General features: G+C 32.4%; 15 protein-coding genes and 1 other RNA gene. 6 read left to right on the top strand and 10 right to left on the bottom strand.

Going from position 1 to position 19,858, the window contains the following annotated elements:
* Positions 1 to 18: 18 nt before the first annotated feature.
* Positions 19 to 1,251 (bottom strand): HD domain-containing protein, encoded by a 1,233-nt coding sequence (locus Q0678_RS01090; RefSeq protein ID WP_299052712.1) that lies wholly within the window; start codon positions 1,249 to 1,251, stop codon positions 19 to 21.
* Positions 1,252 to 1,480: 229 nt separating this feature from the next.
* Between Q0678_RS01090 and Q0678_RS01085 the strand changes: the two genes are divergently transcribed.
* The 4 genes from Q0678_RS01085 (at position 1,481) to Q0678_RS01070 (ending at position 5,303) form a co-directional block, all read left to right on the top strand.
* Positions 1,481 to 3,028, top strand: coding sequence for a bifunctional response regulator/alkaline phosphatase family protein (locus Q0678_RS01085; RefSeq protein ID WP_299052709.1), 1,548 nt, complete (start codon positions 1,481 to 1,483; stop codon positions 3,026 to 3,028).
* A gap of 246 nt (positions 3,029 to 3,274) precedes the next feature.
* Entirely contained in the window at positions 3,275 to 3,682 is a 408-nt protein-coding gene (gene tsaE / locus Q0678_RS01080; RefSeq protein WP_299052706.1) for a tRNA (adenosine(37)-N6)-threonylcarbamoyltransferase complex ATPase subunit type 1 TsaE, read from the top strand.
* Positions 3,683 to 3,686: 4 nt separating this feature from the next.
* A complete protein-coding gene (locus tag Q0678_RS01075) occupies positions 3,687 to 4,883 on the top strand; it encodes an alanine dehydrogenase (RefSeq protein ID WP_299052701.1) in 1,197 nt (398 codons plus the stop codon).
* 48 nt (positions 4,884 to 4,931) lie between these two features.
* Positions 4,932 to 5,303, top strand: coding sequence for a DUF4258 domain-containing protein (locus tag Q0678_RS01070; protein ID WP_299052699.1), 372 nt, complete (start codon positions 4,932 to 4,934; stop codon positions 5,301 to 5,303).
* Here Q0678_RS01070 and Q0678_RS01065 read toward each other — a convergent pair whose 3' ends face one another.
* The gene (locus Q0678_RS01065; protein ID WP_299053746.1) at positions 5,304 to 5,981 is read right to left on the bottom strand and encodes an RNA methyltransferase; all 678 of its coding nucleotides are present in this window, start codon (positions 5,979 to 5,981) and stop codon (positions 5,304 to 5,306) included.
* 139 nt (positions 5,982 to 6,120) lie between these two features.
* Between Q0678_RS01065 and Q0678_RS01060 the strand changes: the two genes are divergently transcribed.
* Positions 6,121 to 7,740 (top strand): OstA-like protein, encoded by a 1,620-nt coding sequence (locus Q0678_RS01060; protein ID WP_299052696.1) that lies wholly within the window; start codon positions 6,121 to 6,123, stop codon positions 7,738 to 7,740.
* A 2-nt stretch (positions 7,741 to 7,742) separates the two neighbouring features.
* Positions 7,743 to 8,924 (top strand): aspartate aminotransferase family protein, encoded by a 1,182-nt coding sequence (locus Q0678_RS01055; RefSeq protein ID WP_299052694.1) that lies wholly within the window; start codon positions 7,743 to 7,745, stop codon positions 8,922 to 8,924.
* Between the two features lie 9 nt (positions 8,925 to 8,933).
* Here the strand turns inward: Q0678_RS01055 and Q0678_RS01050 are convergent, their stop codons facing one another.
* The 8 genes from Q0678_RS01050 to Q0678_RS01015 form a co-directional block, all read right to left on the bottom strand.
* Entirely contained in the window at positions 8,934 to 9,626 is a 693-nt protein-coding gene (locus tag Q0678_RS01050; protein ID WP_299052691.1) for a peptidoglycan DD-metalloendopeptidase family protein, read from the bottom strand.
* 95 nt (positions 9,627 to 9,721) lie between these two features.
* Positions 9,722 to 11,989, bottom strand: a complete 2,268-nt coding sequence (locus Q0678_RS01045) for an aconitate hydratase (protein ID WP_299052688.1) — start codon at positions 11,987 to 11,989, stop codon at positions 9,722 to 9,724.
* Positions 11,990 to 12,324: 335 nt separating this feature from the next.
* The gene (locus Q0678_RS01040) at positions 12,325 to 15,099 is read right to left on the bottom strand and encodes a bifunctional aconitate hydratase 2/2-methylisocitrate dehydratase (protein ID WP_299052685.1); all 2,775 of its coding nucleotides are present in this window, start codon (positions 15,097 to 15,099) and stop codon (positions 12,325 to 12,327) included.
* Positions 15,100 to 15,329: 230 nt separating this feature from the next.
* Positions 15,330 to 15,631, bottom strand: an RNA gene (rnpB, locus tag Q0678_RS01035) — RNase P RNA component class A.
* Between the two features lie 190 nt (positions 15,632 to 15,821).
* Entirely contained in the window at positions 15,822 to 16,946 is a 1,125-nt protein-coding gene (gene dnaJ / locus Q0678_RS01030) for a molecular chaperone DnaJ (protein WP_299052683.1), read from the bottom strand.
* Positions 16,947 to 17,000: 54 nt separating this feature from the next.
* On the bottom strand, positions 17,001 to 17,549 hold the full coding sequence (locus Q0678_RS01025) for a nucleotide exchange factor GrpE (RefSeq protein WP_299052681.1): 549 nt from the start codon (positions 17,547 to 17,549) through the stop codon (positions 17,001 to 17,003).
* Positions 17,550 to 17,780: 231 nt separating this feature from the next.
* Positions 17,781 to 19,091, bottom strand: a complete 1,311-nt coding sequence (gene murA, locus Q0678_RS01020; RefSeq protein ID WP_299052679.1) for a UDP-N-acetylglucosamine 1-carboxyvinyltransferase — start codon at positions 19,089 to 19,091, stop codon at positions 17,781 to 17,783.
* A gap of 5 nt (positions 19,092 to 19,096) precedes the next feature.
* Positions 19,097 to 19,750, bottom strand: coding sequence for a DUF4290 domain-containing protein (locus Q0678_RS01015; protein WP_299052676.1), 654 nt, complete (start codon positions 19,748 to 19,750; stop codon positions 19,097 to 19,099).
* Positions 19,751 to 19,858 lie beyond the last annotated feature (108 nt).

The raw sequence follows: 19,858 nt of genomic DNA, 5'->3' as shown, positions 1-19,858 counted from the left end.
GATTTGGCTAATCTCTTTTTACTTTGGATAGCAAATAAAATGTTTAACAACAGGATTTGTGAGTGCCTGAATGTTTAATTGATCAGAAGCTTTTGCAATATCTTTCAACTGTCCTTTTTTATTACGTATAAAAATAGGCTTGTCTTGTTGGTACGCCTGATTCACTATTTTTTTAGAAAAAACAAAAAATTGGGCTTCGTTTTCAGAAACATCTAACTTCTTCATTGCTTTTTTAATACGGGTCTCTATTTGCAAATCAGTAAATACATCTTCCTGAATTTCAATACGTAACAATTTTCTATCAATAATCATTTTAGACAATGTAGAAAGTACTTTATCTTCATGATGCATCCACTCTTTAATGGCAGACAAAATATCATAATCATCTAAAATAGAAAATTTACGTAATGTTTCTTCATTAAAATTTACTTTAGATATTGGGTTGTACAAAAAGTATTTTAAAGCAGTACTTGCATATAAATCTTTGCCCTGCTCTGCCAATTGTTTGGCTCTTTTTAAAACATTAACCAACATGTTTTCTGCCACCAAGCCTGTTTTATGTAAATAAACCTGCCAATACATTAAACGCCTTGCCATTAAAAATTTTTCAACAGAATAAATTCCTTTTTCCTCTATGACCAAGGCATCATCTTTAACATTCATCATGGCTATTAATCGATCCGAAGAAATATTACCCTCTGTAACACCTGTATAAAAACTATCTCGCTTTAAATAGTCTAATCGATCTACATCTAACTGACTAGATATTAACTGACACATAAACTTACGAGAATAATTGCCTTCAAAAATCTGAATTGCTAATGATAATTGTCCATCAAACTCGGCATTTAACTTTTGCATAAATTTTAAAGAAATCTCTTCATGAGAAATACCACTAACAATACTATGCTCTAATGCATGAGAAAAAGCACCATGACCAATATCGTGTAATAAAATAGCCACATACAAGGCTGTTTCTTCTTCTTTCGAAATTACAACTTGTTTTAGCCTTAAAACATTGACAGCTTTTTGCATTAAATGCATACACCCTATTGCATGATGAAAACGGGTATGATTAGCACCAGGATATACCAAGTTAGAAAACCCCATTTGCGTTATTCTTCTGAGACGCTGAAAATAAGGATGTTCTATAATATCAAAAATTAATGTATTTGGTATTTGAATAAAACCATAAATAGGGTCATTCAATATTTTTAATTTATTGGGTATTTTATTCTTCAAAAGGTTCATTTTTTCAATAAATGGCAAAATACAAATTTATAGTTTCACAGTAATTTGTTTTGCTGGTTTTTTATAATTTATAGGCAAATCAGCCAAACTTTATAGAGTCATTTTCAATCCTATTTTACAATCTAATCATTGACGTGTTATAATTGGCAATATTTTATCATTTATAAGCACTTACTAGAATAACAAATATGTATTTTTATCGTTCTAATCTTAGAAATAAATACAATATATGAGCCAGATACAAATTTTATGGGTAGATGATGAAATTGAATTGCTAAAACCCCACATTCTATTTTTAGAAAGTAAAAATTACACGGTAGTTTCTTGTACAAATGGTGCCGATGCAATTGATTTGGTTACCGAACAAAATTTTGATATTGTTTTTTTAGATGAAAACATGCCTGGCTTGTCTGGTTTAGATACACTTGCGGCTATAAAACAGCAACAGCAAAATTTACCTGTGGTAATGATTACCAAAAGTGAAGAAGAATATATTATGGAAGAAGCCATTGGCTCTAAAATTGCAGATTATTTGATTAAGCCTGTAAATCCGAATCAAATTCTTTTAAGTTTAAAAAAGAATTTAGACAACTCTAGATTGGTCTCAGAAAAAACAACAGCAAATTATCAGCAAGAGTTTCGTAAAATATCTATGGATATGGGAATGGTTACTACTTACCAAGATTGGATAGAGTTATACAAAAAACTAATTCATTGGGAGCTTGAGCTAGAAAATATTAACGATACCGGTATGTTAGGCATATTAGAAAGCCAAAAACAAGAAGCCAATAATCAATTTTTTAAATTTATAAAAAAGAATTACCAAGAGTATTTAACTTCTGAAGATAAACCGACATTTTCACATACTTTATTCAAAAATTATGTGGCACCACAACTAAGCAAAGAACAAGGTGTTTTATGGGTTGTAATTGATAATTTGCGTTTCGATCAATACCGAATTTTAGAGCCTATCATAAACAACCATTTTAAAAAGGAAGAAGAACATTCTTATTTTTCAATACTACCTACCGCAACTCAATATGCAAGAAATGCTATTTTTTCTGGTTTGATGCCACTAGATATGGATAAAAAATATCCTGAATTCTGGAAAAACGATACCGATGAAGGTGGAATGAATTTGCATGAAAACGAGTTTCTATCTGCACAAATTAAAAGATTAGGACTAAACATTAAACATGAATACTATAAAATTACCAACCTTAAAAACGGTAAAGAGTTGGCAGAAAATTACAATGGCACTAAAGAAAACGATTTAACTGCGGTTGTATATAATTTTGTTGACATGCTATCGCATTCTAAAACAGAAATGGAAGTCATTAAAGAGTTAGCTGGCGATGATAAAGCTTACAGAAGCTTAACTTTAAGTTGGTTTAAGAACTCTCCTTTATTCGAAATCATACAAAAAGCACAGCAACTTGGACAAAAATTAATCATTACCACAGACCACGGTACCATTAATTGCAAACAACCTAGCAAAGTTATTGGCGACAAAAATATTAGTGCAAACCTTCGTTACAAGACTGGTAAAAGCTTAACATATGAAGAGAAAAATGTGTACGCAGTAAAAAATCCGAAAGATATATTTTTACCTTCAATATCAATGAATAGTCCTTTTATCTTTGCTAAAGAAGACTTGTTTTTTGCTTACCCAAACAACTTTAACCATTTTGTTAAATACTATAAAAACACCTATCAGCATGGCGGTATTTCATTAGAAGAAGTCATTATTCCGTGTGCAATATATAGCCCAAAATAACTGTTTTATAATTATATTTTTTTGAAGCTTTTTCCAGCTTTCTACTATATCTTTTTATGCAGTTTAAATAGCAATAACTTTTAATCTTGTTAAGCCTTTGTTTTGTTTAAGATGAGATCTATAAAGTTACATCGCATAAAAAGGATGCCGTTTCAATCTGGGCTATATAATTATTTCATTTAAAATAAACTTCAAAGACATTAAAATAACTTTGAGGTTTATTATTTTTACATTTTTAACTACAAAATGAACAAAAACTATACTTTAAATCAAGTTTCTGAAATTGCTGCAGCAATTATTTCTAAAAAAGAACACAAAACATTGTTGTTTTTCGGAGAAATGGGTGTTGGTAAAACAACACTTATCAAAGAAATTTGCAAACAATTAGGTGTTTTAGATCGCATCTCTTCTCCTACATTCTCTTTGGTAAACGAGTATCAAACTAAAGAAAATGAAATCGTATATCATTTCGATTTCTACAGAATAGAAGACGAAGAAGAGGCCTTAGATATGGGAATAGATGAGTATTTTGACTCAAAAAACTGGTGTTTGATAGAATGGCCAGAAAATATTGAAAATTTATTACCTTTAGAAGCTCTTAAAATTGAGCTAACAATTTTAGAAGACCAACAAAGAAATATTCAAATAAGATAAAATCATGAGTTTATTTTCTCCTTTCAGTAAAGAAGAGTTGCTTCCGCAAGAAGAAACCTTAGAAATAAAAAAGCAAAAAGGAGAGTTGTTTATTGGCTTGCCCAAAGAAACCTATTCTGGTGAAAAAAGAGTTTGCTTAACTCCAGATGCTGTTTCTGCTTTATCTGCGCATGGTCATCGAGTTGTTTTAGAAACTGGTGCCGGTAAAAATGCAAATTATTCAGACAAAGAATATTCCGATGCAGGGGCAAAAATATCTTACAATACAGAAGAAGCTTTTAAATGTAATATTGTATTAAAAGTTGCACCACCGAGCGAAAAAGAAATTGAATACATGAATCCGAAGACAATTTTAATTTCTTCGCTTCAACTAAAAACACAAAACAAAAATTACTTTCATTTATTATCAAAAAAACGAATTACCGCTGTTGCCTTTGATTATATAAAAGATGAACATGACACTTACCCAATTGTAAAATCTTTAAGTGAAATTGCAGGTACTGCATCTGTTTTAATTGCTGCCGAATTAATGAGTGGCACCAATGTTGGTAATGGTTTGTTATTAGGAAACATTGGTGGTGTACCGCCTACTAGCGTTGTTATTTTTGGTGCAGGTACCGTTGGCGAATTTGCAGCAAGAACAGCTATTGGTTTGGGTGCTCGCGTAAAAGTTTTCGATAATTCTATTACCAAATTACGCAAATTACAGAGCAGCTTAAACGCACCTATATACACTTCTACTTTGCAACCAAAATCTGTTGCAAAAGCATTAATGCGAGCAGATGTTGCCATTGGTGCAATTAGAGGCAAAAATAGATCGCCAATTTGTGCAACACAAGAAATGATAGAAACCATGAAAGAAGGTGCTGTTATTATTGATGTTAGTATTGATAGAGGTGGTTGTTTTGAAACCTCTAACGTTACCACACATAAAAACCCTACGTTTATAAAACATGGTGTAGTACATTATTGTGTACCTAATATACCTGCACGATATGCAAGAACTGCTTCTGTTTCTATTAGTAATATTTTTACTCCTTATTTACTAGACATCGCAGAAGAAGGCGGTTTCGAAAATGCGGCAAAATTTGATAAAAGTTTGCGCAACGGTATGTATTTTTACCATGGTGTTTTAACAAATAGAACCGTAGCAAATTGGTTCGATATTCCTTTTAGAGATATTAATTTATTAATATTATAAGATACTTTATCATAACAAAAAAGTACCTTTGCAATTCAAAATTTTACAATGCTTTTAAAACGAATAGGATATTATTTAGTGGGTTTATCATTAGGCTGTATTGGTGTGTATTTTTTCTGGCAAAAGAAAAAAGCAACATTTGATTATGGTATGGATGCAAGAACATTAAAATCGATTCGTATAAAACAACGATTGTATTCTGATGATGCAAAAAATGCAATGCAAAAGTTTGAGATAGATACCCTAAAAATAAGCACCATCTTACATACCGGCGATGTTAATTTTAGCAAAGGAGCACCAAGACAAAAACCTTGTGCCGAATATTATATTACTGGTGTTAAAACATTAGAAAACATAAGTTTATTGGTAAAACGCTGCGATTCTACTGCTACCGTTAAAGAAGTAATTGTTAAACCGTAGTTACTTTTCTTTTATTTCTTGATGATAATGTGCTTGTATTTTTGCACTATTTTTTATTGATTTCTGTACCCAATCAAAATACAACTCCTCTTTCTCTTTTGTTGATAATTGCCAAGCAATATTAGACTTTCTTAGTTTAGTTGTTACCTCTTGTAAGATAATTGCCGCTGCTACAGAAATATTTAAACTCTCTGTAAAACCAACCATCGGTATTTTTAAAAATCCATCTGCTTGCTCTTTTACAAGGTCTGATACCCCATTTGCTTCTACCCCAAAAACAAATGCCGATTTTTTAGTAATATCAAACTCGTGTAATAAACAAGAGTCATTATGAGGCGTAGTGGCTATTATTTGATATCCTTGATTGCGCAAATGATTTAAACAAGTTTTGGTATTATCTCCGTCTGTATTATAACGTTTCGAGGTAATCCATTTTTGAGAGCCTTTAGCAACATGTCTAGAAACTCTATTGGTGTATTTATTTTCGATTGTATGCACTTCTTGTACACCAAAAATATCTGCCGTTCTAACCACCGCACTTGCATTATGGGCTTGATAAATATCTTCTAAAACAACCGTAAAATGATTGGTTCTATTGTCTAAAACCTTTTTAAACAAATGCTTTCTCTTGTCTGTTAAAAAACCTTCTAAATAATTTAGTAATTGTGCATCTATCATAAATACAAACTTAAAATTATTATTTTTATCCTCATCAATTTTTAAAAAAAATAAGAATTGAATTGTAATCAATGAACTTTCACTTTTCTTTAGTAGTAAGCAATATTCTTTTGTTTATTTTTGTTGAAAATTAAACCGTTTGAAAAAAATATTATTTTTAATCCTAATTGCATCAACTTCATTTCTTTTTTCTCAATCGAAAAAAATAAAATACGAAGCTGAATATCAAGAGGCCAATGAAGACAAGTTTCCAGGAGCAACATTGCTAATTGGTAATGTAAAAATGACGCATGACGGTATTGTTTTAAAAAGTGAACAAGCCTTATTTTATAAAGAGAAAAACTTTTTTAAAGCCATTGGTAATGTCATTATAAAGCAAGGAGATTCTATTACGCAAACAAGTGATTATACCGATTATGATGCCAACTCGAAACAAGCACTTTCTTGGGGAAATGTTGTGTTAAAGGATGATACAATGACTTTAAAATCGGACACATTGCAATTTGATCGCTTAAATCAAAAATTATACTACAGAAGTTATGCTACCATAAAAGACCAAACAAATACTTTAAAAAGTAAAAACGGTAATTATTATTTAGAAGATAAAAAATTTACTGCAACAACTAGAGTTACGGTTGTAAACCCAGAGCATCATTTAGAATCGAATCATTTAGATTATTACACAAACTCTGGTCTTACCTATTTATACGGCCCATCTACAATTACAAATTCTAGTAATAACAATAGAATTTATTGCGAAAGAGGTTTTTACAATACGAAAACAGCAGTATCACACTTTGTTAAAAATGCAAAATTATATTTAAAAGAAAGAACTGTTGAAGGCGATAGTTTATTTTATGATAAAAGAAAAGGATTTGCCTCTGCAACCAATAATATCAAAGTAATCGATACTGTTAAAAATTTTATTACAAAGGGCAATTATGCAGAAATTTTCGAATTAAAAGATTCGTTATTTATCATCAAAAAAGCTGTTGCAATATCGATTATCGATAAAGACTCTATGTTTATTCATGGAGACACCTTATTGGTAACTGGCAAACCCAAAGAAAGAATTGTACGTACTTACCACAATGTAAAAATATTTAAATCGGATTTACAAGGAAAATGCGATTCTATTCATACCAATCAGAAAACAGGCTTGACTAAAATGTTTACAAATCCTGTAATTTGGTCAGAAAAAAATCAAATAACAGGAGATACCATACATCTAAAATCAAAAGTAGATACCCAAAAATTAGATTCTTTAAAAGTGATTAATAACTCTTTTATCATCTCTAAAGATTCTATTTCTAATACAGATTTTAACCAAATAAAAGGACGTAATATCTTTGGGAAATTTAAAAATAACAAACTCAATCTTTTACTTGTAAAGGGCAATGCTGAATCTGTTTATTTTAATAGAAATGAACAAACACAGGTTTTAGAAACAATTACAAAAGAAATATCAAGCAATATAGAATTTACACTTAAAGATGGTTTGATACAAACCATAAAATACTTAAAAGAGTCTGATGGTAAAACGTATCCGCCCTCACAATTACCAGATGATGTAAAAGAATTAGAAGGTTTTATTTGGCGAGAAAGTGAACAACCAAAAAAAATGGAAGATATTTTTATAAAATCTGAATTATCAATCGTAAAAAAAGAGCGTTCAAAAACTACTGATAAATTAGACATCAAAAAAGAAAAGATAAAAAAAGCACCTAAACCTAGTACAAACCTATCTATAAAAAAATAAGTTTGAAAAAAGATTTTCTTAAATACCAAGCGCAAACATCTCATTACCCTATTTCATTAGAAATAGCCAAAGCAAAAGGAAGCTATATTTATGATACTTCTGGAAAAAAATACCTAGACTTTGTTGCCGGTGTTTCTGCCAACAGTGTTGGGCATAATAATTACAACGTAAAAAGAGCCATCAAAAAGCAACTAAACAAGTATGCACACGTAATGGTTTATGGCGAGTTTGTACAACAACCACAAGTAGATTTATGTAGGCTACTTGTAGAAAATTCTCCAAAAAATTTAGAGGCTGTTTATATTACAAATTCTGGTACAGAAGCAACAGAAGGTGCTATAAAATTAGCGAAAAGAGTTACCAATAGAGCCGAAATAATATCAGCAAAAAACTCTTATCATGGTAATACTATGGGTGCAATGAGTGTTTCTGGGGTAGAAAAACAACATGCCGCTTTTAGACCTTTAATACCTGGTACAAAGTTTATCGAGTTTAATAATGACAAAGAACTTGTTAATATAACATCAAAAACAGCTGCTGTTATTTTAGAAACTATTCAAGGTGGTGCTGGCTTTATTGAGCCTAAAAATAATTTTTTATTAAAAATAAAACAACGATGCGAACAAGTTGGCGCATTGCTAATTTTAGATGAAATACAGACAGGCATTGGTAGAACTGGCTGTTTCTGGGGATTTGAAAATTATAACGTACAACCAGATATCGTTATAACAGGCAAAGGTTTGGGCGGTGGTATGCCAATTGGTGCTTTTATAGCCTCTTACAAACACATGAGCCTGCTAAAAGAAAACCCAACACTAGGTCATATTTCTACATTTGCTGGTCATCCTGTAATTGCAGCAGCAGCAGTTGCAACCGTCAAAGAAATTTTAAGAAAAAACTTACTCAAAGAATCTTTAAGAAAAGAGATATTAATAAGAGAGCTACTAACCCACCCTTCTATTAAAGAAATTAGAGGTAAAGGGTTAATGTTAGCAGTCATTTTAGAATCGTCAGAAATGGCACAAAAAGTAATTTACAAGTGTATCGACAAAGGATTGATCTTATTTTTCTTATTGTTTGAAGGAAGTGCTATGCGAGTAACACCACCATTAACAATCTCTGACAAAGAAATTAAAAAAGGTTGTAAAATTATTATAAATGCCATCGATGAGATTGTAAAATAGGCTCACTATTTAATACAATTTTAATAATAGATTGGGATCTGGGCAATTATTTGCATAAAACTCTTTCTTTTCTTCGGATGAAACACCTGGATAATCACCAAAACAGTTTTCTAAATTTCTAATGAGTTGAAAATGTAAATGGGGCGCATAATCTCCATTTACAGATGCATTTCCTATGGCACCAATTTCATTTCCTTGTAAAAAGGATTGCCCTATTTTTAAATTACGTATCGATTTTAAGTTTAAATGACCATAAAGCGAGTAAAAAAGTTGTCCTTCTATTTCATGCTCTAAGATAATTGTAGGACCATAATCTCCATAATTCAAATTATTTTTAAAACTATGAACCTTTCCATCAAGTACTGCTAAAACTTTTGAGTTTTCTTTACACCATAAGTCAACACCTAAATGAATATTTCTTTTTTCTTTTTCAGAAACATTTTTAAAATAACTACTTCTATCGTATAAATTTCTTTTTTCTAAATAACCACCAAATGCAATGGTTGCTTTATGATCTTCTAAAAAGGTAGCTATATAAGTTTCCCAGTCACTAGAAATAGCTGTATCAAACTTTAGCAACTCTTTATTCTTGGCAGAAAGATCAATCGGCTTTAAAATATCTTTTAAAGCCGATGTTTTAATTACACTAATAGGTAAGTTAGATAATTGAGATAAAAAATTATTAAATTTTTCTGTATTCATTAATTTTATAATGATAAGTAGATGATATACTAAATTATTTAGCGTCTATTTATTTCTAACTAGTAATTGTTTATGAACTCTAAAAAACGCTTATTTTAAGCATTCTCTTTCTTAATTAAATTAAGTGCAGAACCTTCATGATACCAACTAATTTGAGCATCATTATACGTATGATTCAATTTAATTAGATCTTTTGTTCCATCTGAATGCACCACTTCTAGAGTTAGTTGTTTCTCAGGAGAAAACTCTTTTAAATCAATAAAATTAAAAGTATCGTTTTCTTGTATTAAATCATAATCTGCTTCATTTGCAAATGTCAATCCTAACATTCCTTGTTTTTTAAGGTTTGTTTCATGAATTCTTGCAAAAGATTTTACAATAACTGCTGCAACACCTAGATGCCTTGGCTGCATTGCCGCATGCTCTCTAGAAGAACCTTCGCCATAGTTATGATCTCCAATAACTACAGTTTTAATACCTTCTTTTTTGTAGGCTCTTTGCACAGCAGGAACTCCGTCATATTCACCTGTTAATTGATTTTTCACAAAATTTGTCTTCTTATTAAAAGCATTTACAGCACCAATTAAAGTATTGTTTGCAATATTGTCTAAGTGTCCTCTATAACGCAACCACGGTCCTGCCATAGAAATATGATCTGTTGTACATTTACCAAAAGCTTTAATTAGTAATTTTGCTCCGTTAATGGTATCTCCTAGAGGAGTAAAAGGCGTTAACAATTGCAATCTTTCAGAATCTTTGCTTACTGCAACTTTAACATGACTCCCGTCTGCTTCTGGCGCAAGAAAACCATCATCTTTTACTTCAAAACCTTTTGGTGGTAATTCCCAACCAGTAGGCTCGTCTAACATCACTTCTTCTCCGTTTTTATTAATTAACGTGTCTGTCATTGGATTAAAATCTAAACGACCTGCAATAGTAACTGCTGCAACCATTTCTGGTGAAGCTACAAAGGCATGTGTATTTGGATTGCCATCTGCACGTTTTGCAAAGTTTCTATTGAAAGAGTGAATTATAGAATTTTTTGGTGCGTTTGCTGGATCTGAGTATCGAGCCCATTGCCCTATACATGGCCCACAAGCATTTGTAAAAATAGTAGCATCTAGTTGTTCAAAAATTCCTAAAATACCATCTCTATCTGCAGTATATCGTACCTTTTCAGAACCAGGATTGATACCAAATTCTGCTTTAATACCTAAATTTTTATCTATTGCTTGTTGCGCAATAGAAGAAGCACGAGATAAATCTTCATAAGAAGAGTTGGTACAAGACCCTATTAAACCCCATTCTACTTTTAAAGGCCAATCATTTTTATTTGCAATTGCGGTCATATCTGCACCTACTTTTGTAGACAAGTCTGGTGTAAATGGCCCATTTAATAACGGACTTAATTCAGATAAATTGATTTCGATTACTTGGTCAAAATAATCTTCTGGATTTGCATATACTTCTGCATCACCTGTTAAATAGTCTTTTACTTTGTTTGCAGCATCTGCAACATCACTTCTATCGGTAGCTCTTAAATAACGTTCCATAGAATCGTCATACCCAAAAGTAGAGGTTGTTGCTCCTATTTCTGCGCCCATATTACAAATAGTTCCTTTTCCTGTACAAGACATTGCAGTAGCACCTTCGCCAAAATATTCTACAATAGCACCTGTACCACCTTTAACGGTTAAAATATCGGCAACTTTTAAAATAACATCTTTTGGAGCTGTCCAACCAGAAAGTTTACCTGTTAATTTTACTCCAATTAATTTAGGAAATTTTAATTCCCAAGCCATTCCTGCCATTACATCTACAGCATCTGCACCACCAACACCTATGGCAACCATACCCAATCCACCAGCATTTACGGTGTGCGAATCTGTACCAATCATCATTCCTCCTGGAAAAGCATAATTTTCTAAAACTACTTGATGTATAATTCCGGCACCTGGTTTCCAAAACCCTAAACCATACTTATTAGAAACAGATTCTAAAAAGTTAAAAACCTCATTACTAGTGTTTAATGCTGTTTGTAAATCTGAACTTGCACCGTTTTTTGCTTGTATTAAGTGATCGCAATGAGTTGTGGTTGGAACGGCAACTTTATTTTTACCTGCTTGCATAAATTGCAATAAAGCCATTTGTGCTGTTGCATCTTGTAAGGCAATTCTATCTGGCGCAAAATCTACATAATCTTTACCCCTAGCAAATGCTTTGGTTGGTTTACCTTCCCAAAGATGAGCATATAAAATTTTCTCTGCTAAGGTTAAAGGTTTTCCGGTAATTTTACGAGCTGCATCTACACGTTCTACAACATTTGCGTACACTTTTTTAATCATTTCTATATCGAATGCCATTTTTTTTATTTTAAGTATTGAATATCTAAGTTACAAAATATAGCCTTAGTTTAAAAATTTAATTTCTAAATAATTATGAGTGATCATTCTTGCGTTAGGGATTGAAGTGGCATCCTTTTTTAGAATTGAGATTTTTTCTTTTGGATATTGTCTCTTTTGGATGAAAAGATGATCTTAGAATACTTTACAAAATAGTCTTCTAAAAAAGATATAACGGAAAGCCCGACCCTTTTTTGGGAAACGCCCACATACTATTTTTGATAGTATAAAATGTTTAGGGCATAAAAAAATCCCAAGCGGTAAACTTGGGATTTTAACTCTATAATAGTATGAATTTATTTTACCAACTGCTTTGTTGATGGTTTGAATTTTGTTAAAACAATACCGTCTACAGCTGCTTGATATTCTGCTAATGTTGGTGTTCTTCCTAAAACTGTAGATAAAACAACCACCGGTGTAGATGATAGTAAAGATTCTCCTTTTTTCTCGCCAGCATCTTTTACAACTCTTCCTTGAAACAAACGTGTAGAAGTTGCCATAACGGTATCTCCTGGTTCTGCTTTTTCTTGATTCCCCATACAAAGGTTACATCCTGGGCGCTCTAAATACAACATGTTTTCGTATTTAGTTCTTGCCAATCCTTTTGGTGCGCTATCGTCAAATTCAAAACCTGAGTATTTTACTAAAACGTCCCAGTCTCCTTCTTCTTTTAACTCGTCTACAATGTTGTATGTTGGTGGCGCTACCACTAACGGTGCCTTAAACTCAACTTTACCATGTTGTGCTTCTATATTTTTTAACATGTGGGCTAATATTTTCATATCGCCTTTGTGCACCATACAAGAACCTACAAATCCTAAATCTACTTTTTTAGTACCGCCATAGTAAGATAATGGACGAATGTTATCGTGTGTATATCTTTTAGATACATCTTCATTATTTACATCTGGATCGGCAATCATTGGCTCTACAATCTCATTTAAATCAATGATAACTTCTGCAAAATACTTTGCATCAGCATCAGGTCTTATTGCTGGTTTTATACCAGTTTTAAGTTCTGTAATACGATTGTTTGCTTTGTCTAATAAACCTTGTAAAACTTGTTTGGCATTGTCCATGCCTTTATCGATCATAATCTGAATTCTACCTTTTGCAATCTCTAAAGATTCTATTAAAGTATCATCTTCAGAAATACAAATAGAGGCTTTTGCTTTCATTTCTGCTGTCCAATCTGTAAAAGTAAAGGCTTCATCGGCAGTAAGTGTACCAATATGAACTTCGATTACTCTTCCTTGAAAAACGTTGTCTCCACCAAACTGTTGTAACATTTGCTCTTGCGTAGCATGCACCACATCTCTAAAGTCCATATACGGTTTCATTTCACCTTTAAAGGTTACTTTAACAGACTCTGGTATTGGCATAGAAGCTTCTCCGGTAGCTAAAGCAAGGGCAACAGTACCAGAATCGGCACCAAAGGCAATTCCTTTAGACATACGTGTATGAGAATCTCCACCAATAATAATATCCCAATCACCAACAGTAAGGTCATTCAAAACTTTATGAATAACATCTGTCATTGGAAAATATTTCCCTTTAGGATCACGACCGGTAATCAAACCAAAGTCGTTCATAAAACTCATTAATCTTGGAATGTTTGCTTTTGATTTATCATCCCAAACCGATGCAGTATGACAACCAGATTGGTAAGCACCATCTACAATAGGAGAAATAACTGTAGCAGCCATCATCTCTAATTCTTGCGATGTCATTAACCCAGTAGTATCTTGAGATCCTACAATGTTTACTTCTGCACGCACATAAGAACCTGCATGTAAAACAGCACCTGAAGTACCTACTGCATTTTTATTAAATATTTTTTCTACTGCCGTTAAGCCTTGTCCTTCTATAGACACTTCTTTTGAAGTAGCATATACCTGTGGCATCTCTACACCTAAAGCTTTGGCTGCAAATGTTTGTAATTTTTTACCAAAAACAACAGCATAAGAACCTCCTGCTTTCATAAACTCCATTTTTTGTGGTGTAAACGCTGCAGATATATCTTTTAATTCTTTGGTACCATTGTATAATTTTTTCTCTTTTGTATTGATGGTAAGTACTGTACCTGTTGCTACAGAATACTCTTCTTTTAAGATTGGCTCGCCATCTTTATCTACAATTGTATTACCATTTGCATCTTTTTGCTTTACCCAGTTTTTAAGATCTAAACCAATACCGCCTGTTACACCAACTGTTGTTAAAAAAATTGGAGCAATACCATTGGTACCAGCAATAACCGGTGCAAAATTAATAAATGGTACGTATTTACTAAAAGGAACACCTGTCCATAAAGCCACATTGTTAACCCCAGACATTCTAGAAGAACCAACACCCATGGTGCCTTTTTCTGCAATTAGCATTACACGTTTATCTGGATGCTCTTTTTTTAATGCTAACAATTCATTTTGCATATCTTTGTTATGCTCAAACATACATTGTCCGTGTAATTCACGGTCAGATCTTGAGTGTGCATCGCCACCTGGTGATAATAAATCTGTAGAAATGTCTCCAACACCCGCGATGTAAGTAACAACTTCTATTTCTTCTTCTATTTCAGGTAACTTTGTAAAAAACTCTGCTTTTACATAGCTTTCTATAATTTCTTTTGCAATAGCATTACCTTCTTTTAAAGCTGCTTCTAGCCTATCGGTATCTGCTTCATATAAGAATACTTGTGTTTTTAAAACTTCTGCTGCTTTTTTTGCTAAGCTAGCATCAGATCCTAAAGCAATATCTAATAATACTTTTATTGATGGACCACCTTTCATATGCGATAACTGCTCGAAAGCAAAATCTGTAGAAATTTCAGAAACAACGACTTGTCCTAAAATAATCTCTTTTAAAAAGGTTGCCTTTACACTAGCAGCACTTGTGGTACCAGGCAAAACATTATAGATAAAAAAGTTTAGAGAATCTGCTCTATACTCATTATTTACATCTTTAATTTGCTCAATAATTTCGCTTAATAATGCTGCACCATCTATTGGCTGCGGATGAAGTCCTTGCTCTTTTCGTGCTTCTATCTGCTTCAAGTAATCTTTATAAATGCTCATGAAAGTATTCTTTAATAACCGTGTGATATAAATAGTTTTTACACCTATAAAAACACAGTCTTTTATTTATAATTTTGTAAAACAAAACTACATTTTTTATATGAACTTTAAAAGATAAATAATAGATTAGAGTAATTTATAAATAAAAAAAAGTTATTTTAAATTTTGTTAAATATAATTTAACAAAATAAGTAATTTATGTAGTTTTAATTGTAATATGATAATATTATAGAAAATGCAGACTAATAAGCCGAATCCTGTTCCTTTAAAAGGCTCTTATCATTTATCTAGTTCTAAAATTGCTCTTAGAATCTATCTGCCTACCCTTTAGAATCGAGCGAGTAGCTCTCAAGCTCTAATATACATGGCATTGCACCTCATAGAGTTTACCTGGTTTCACTACAGCCGAACTGTACTTGCTTTCTGTTGCACTGGTCCTCAACTTACGTTGGACGGATGTTATCCGCTATGATACTCTTTGGTGTCCGGACTTTCCTCCACGTAAAACGTGGCGATAAGATAAGTCTGCAATATCTATAATGTTGTAAAAATACATCCTTTTTTATAAAAAAACCCACTCAATAAATTGAGTGGGAAAATTGCTATGAAAAAGAAAAAGTGTTGTTAATTGCTTAACAACACTGCAAATATAACTTAAATACTAATAGCAAATAGCATTGTATTTAAAAATAAATCTTTTTTTTTATTCTATAAACATATGTTTATGAAAACATGTCTTTTACTTTTTCGAAAAACGATTTATCTGAGACATTTGGGTTCGGTCTAAAATTCTCGTTATCAGACATTTTTTCAAAAAACTGACGTTGTTCTTTGTTTAATTCTTGCGGTGTCCAAACATTTATGTGAATTAAAAAATCTCCAGTACCATATCTTTCTATACTTGGCAATCCTTTTCCTTTAAGTCTTAAAATTTTACCAGATTGTGTTCCAGCATCAATTTTAATCTTAACTTTACCTGTAACGGTTTCTACTTCTTTGCTAGTTCCTAAGATTGCTTCAGAAAAACTAACATATAAATCGAAATGAATATTTGTTCCTTCTCTTTTTAATGTTTCGTGCTGAATTTCTTCTATTAAAACAAGTAAATCTCCAGCAATTGAATTTTTTCCTGGTGCTTCATTTCCTTTACCACCAACTTTTAACTGAACTCCTTCTGTAACCCCTGCAGGTATGCTAATAGAAACAGTTTCTTCTTTAACAATTAAACCTTGAGCATCTGCACCGTTCGGCTTACTATTCATTATTTCTCCTGCACCAGAACAAGTACCACAGGTAGTAGCAGTTTGCATTCTACCTAAAATAGTATTGGTTACACGCATCTGTTGGCCAGAACCATTACATGTTGTACACGTTTTATAAGTTACACCATCTGCTTGTACTTTACGTCTAACTTTAACCTTCTTCTCTACTCCTTTTGCAATTTCTTCTAAAGTAAGTTTTACACGTATACGCATATTACTCCCTTTAACTCTGGCTTGTCTTTGGCCACCACCAAAACCGCCGCCACCAAAGCCGCCACCGCCAAAAATATCACCAAACTGGCTAAATATGTCATCCATATTCATGCCACCGCCACCAAAACCGCCACCTCCTTGTGGACCGTCAAAGGCTGCATGACCATATTGGTCATAACGTGCTTTTTTGTTTTCGTCACTTAAAATCTCATAAGCTTCGGCTGCTTTTTTAAAGTTTTCTTCTGCAGTTTTATCATCAGGATTTTTATCTGGATGATACTTTATCGCCATTTTTCTATATCCTTTTTTGATTTCTGCTTGTGAAGCAGATTTTGAAAGGCCTAATATTTCGTAATAATCTTGTTTTGCCATTTTATGTTTCAATGATCAATTAACACTATATAGGTAATTGTTATTCTAATTTATTTACTGTCCGATAACTACTTTTGGATATCTGATAATTTTATCGCCTAACTTGTAGCCTTTTTCTACACAGTCAATAACCTTCCCTTTTAAATCTTCTGACGGAGCAGGTATTTGCGTAATTGCTTCGTGTATTTCTGCATCAAATACATCACCAGCTTTGGTTTCTACTTTAGACAACCCTTTTTGCTCTAATGTATTGTAAAATTTATTGTAAATTAACAACACACCTTTTCTTAATTCTTCTGCTTCTTTATCTTCTTCTATATGTGACAGTGCTCTTTCGAAATCGTCTATAACTGGCAGTAAAGATGTCATAACTTCTTGTCCTGCTGTTTTAAACAACTCTATTCTTTCTTTGGTTGTTCTTTTTTTATAGTTTTCAAATTCGGCAAAAAGACGTAAAAACTTATCTTTTTCTGCCTGAATTAGCTCTTCTGGTGTTGGTTCTTCTTCTACTATCTCTGCTTCAATTTCTTGATTTTCTTCTACTTGCGTAGTTTCTTGATCATTTTTTATTTCTTCTTCTGGTGTATTATCTTTTTTACTCATTTTCTTTGTAATCATTAAATTGTATATGCTGTGTTTGCAAAAATGTTGCCAACAAAAAAAAAGTGTCAAACTGACACTCTTTTTTAAAATATAAACTTTTAAAAGTTATAACCGAATGTTCTAAAAATAGATAGCCCCGATTGAAACATCTGTTTGAGCTCTCCCGATTTTTATCGGGAAGCGAGTGTTGAAAGCGGGAAATAGCTTCTAAAACAACTTAAACTTATGCTCTTAATCGTTAATTCGCTCTATTCTTGCTCCTATAGATTTTAGACGTGCCTCTATGTTTTCGTAACCTCTATCTATCTGCTCTATGTTGTTGATAATAGAAGTTCCTTTTGCCGATAGTGCTGCGATTAACAATGAAATACCAGCTCTAATATCTGGAGAAGTCATTTTTGTTGCTTTTAACTGGCTCTGAAAATTATGCCCAATAACGGTTGCTCTGTGCGGATCACATAAAATTACTTTTGCTCCCATATCGATCAACTTGTCAACAAAAAACAAACGGCTTTCAAACATCTTTTGATGTATTAAAACAGTTCCTTTGGCTTGTGTAGCAATTACCAACACAATGCTTAACAAATCTGGTGTAAAACCAGGCCAAGGAGCATCTGCAACTGTTAACACAGAACCGTCTATATAATTCTGAATTTCATATGATTCTTGTTCTGGTATGTAAATGTCATCTCCTCTTTTTTCGAGTGTTATTCCTAACTTACGAAACACATTTGGAATCTGTCCTAAGTTTTCCCAAGAAACATCTTTTATGGTCAATTCAGACCTTGTCATAACAGCAACACCAATCCAAGAGCCAATTTCAATCATATCTGGTAAAACCCTATGATTGCAACCGCCCAAAGATTCTACACCTTCTATGATTAATAAATTAGAGCCAACACCTGATATTTTTGCGCCCATAGAATTCAACATTTTACTTAATTGCTGAATGTAAGGTTCGCAGGCTGCATTGTATATTCTAGTAGTTCCTTTTGCTAAAACGGCTGCCATTAAAATATTTGCTGTTCCTGTAACAGAAGCTTCATCTAACAACATATCTACGCCTTGTAATTCCGTAGCTTCTACTCCGTAAAAAGATTCTTCTTTATTGTATCTAAACGTTGCACCTAATCTAATAAATCCTTCAAAATGAGTATCTAAACGTCTTCTTCCAATTTTATCTCCACCTGGTCTTGGTATGTATCCTTTACCAAAACGTGCTAATAAAGGCCCAACAATCATGATAGATCCTCTTAAAGAGCTTCCATCTTTTTTAAATGCTTCAGACTCTAAATAAGGTAAATTAACTTCATCTGCCTGAAAAGCATAAGAATTACGTGAAAGTTTTTCTACTTTAACACCTAACTCTCCTAAAATAAAAATTAATTTATTTACATCTATAATATCAGGAACATTATTAACTACCACTCTTTCTGGAGTTAATAAAACGGCACAAAGTATTTGTAATACTTCATTTTTTGCGCCTTGCGGTGTAATGGTTCCGTTTAATTTATGACCGCCTTCTATTTTAAATGATGCCATAGACTTTATCTTTTTCTATTTTTATGTTGATTATTATGATGTGGTTTCTTGTAAGTCCCTTTTGTATTATTTTGACCTTGAGTTCTAGGTTTTCTTAACAAATTTTTACTTTCAGAAAGGATCTCTTCTGTTTCTCTTAAATCTATTTTTCCGTCAGATAAATCATACAGATGTTTAAAAATTACAGCATCATCTACAGTATCTTTATTCCAATTTAAATAACATTTTTTCATGTGGTTGGCAATCGTAAAAACCAACGCTTCTTTTTTCTCACCTTCTTCCCAACTTAAGGCAATGTCTATCATGGTTTGAATGTTGTTACCGTAGTAACGATATCTAGAAGCAGATTTTGGATATGCTAAACCTTCTGGTTTTTCTTGCAACTCTTCTTTTGATGGCTTTGGATAAGGAGACTCTGCGTCTAACTGAAAATCAGACATAATATACAACTGATCCCATAATTTATGCTTAAAATCTGGCACATCTCTTAAATGAGGTTGTAAATTACCCATTACATCTACAATGGCCTTAGCCATTTTATCTCTTTCTTCTTTGGTTTCTAAAGCCAAACAATGATCTACCAATTTTTGTATGTGTCTGCCGTATTCTGGTATTATCATTAACGGTCTTTCAGAATTGTATTCTAAATCGAATGTCATTTGTGTATTATTTGTGAAGTGTTCTCGATACATTTTCTCTTACTTAATTCTTAAAAAGAAAACACTCGAACTGACAACTTGTAATTTGTAGTTATTTAGTGTTGCAAA

The organism is uncultured Polaribacter sp. (assembly GCF_947497125.1).
In the GTDB taxonomy this organism is placed as follows: Bacteria; Bacteroidota; Bacteroidia; order Flavobacteriales; family Flavobacteriaceae; genus Polaribacter.
The sequence above is the reverse complement of the archived record's forward strand: the minus strand, read 5'-3'. Positions and strand labels throughout refer to the sequence as shown.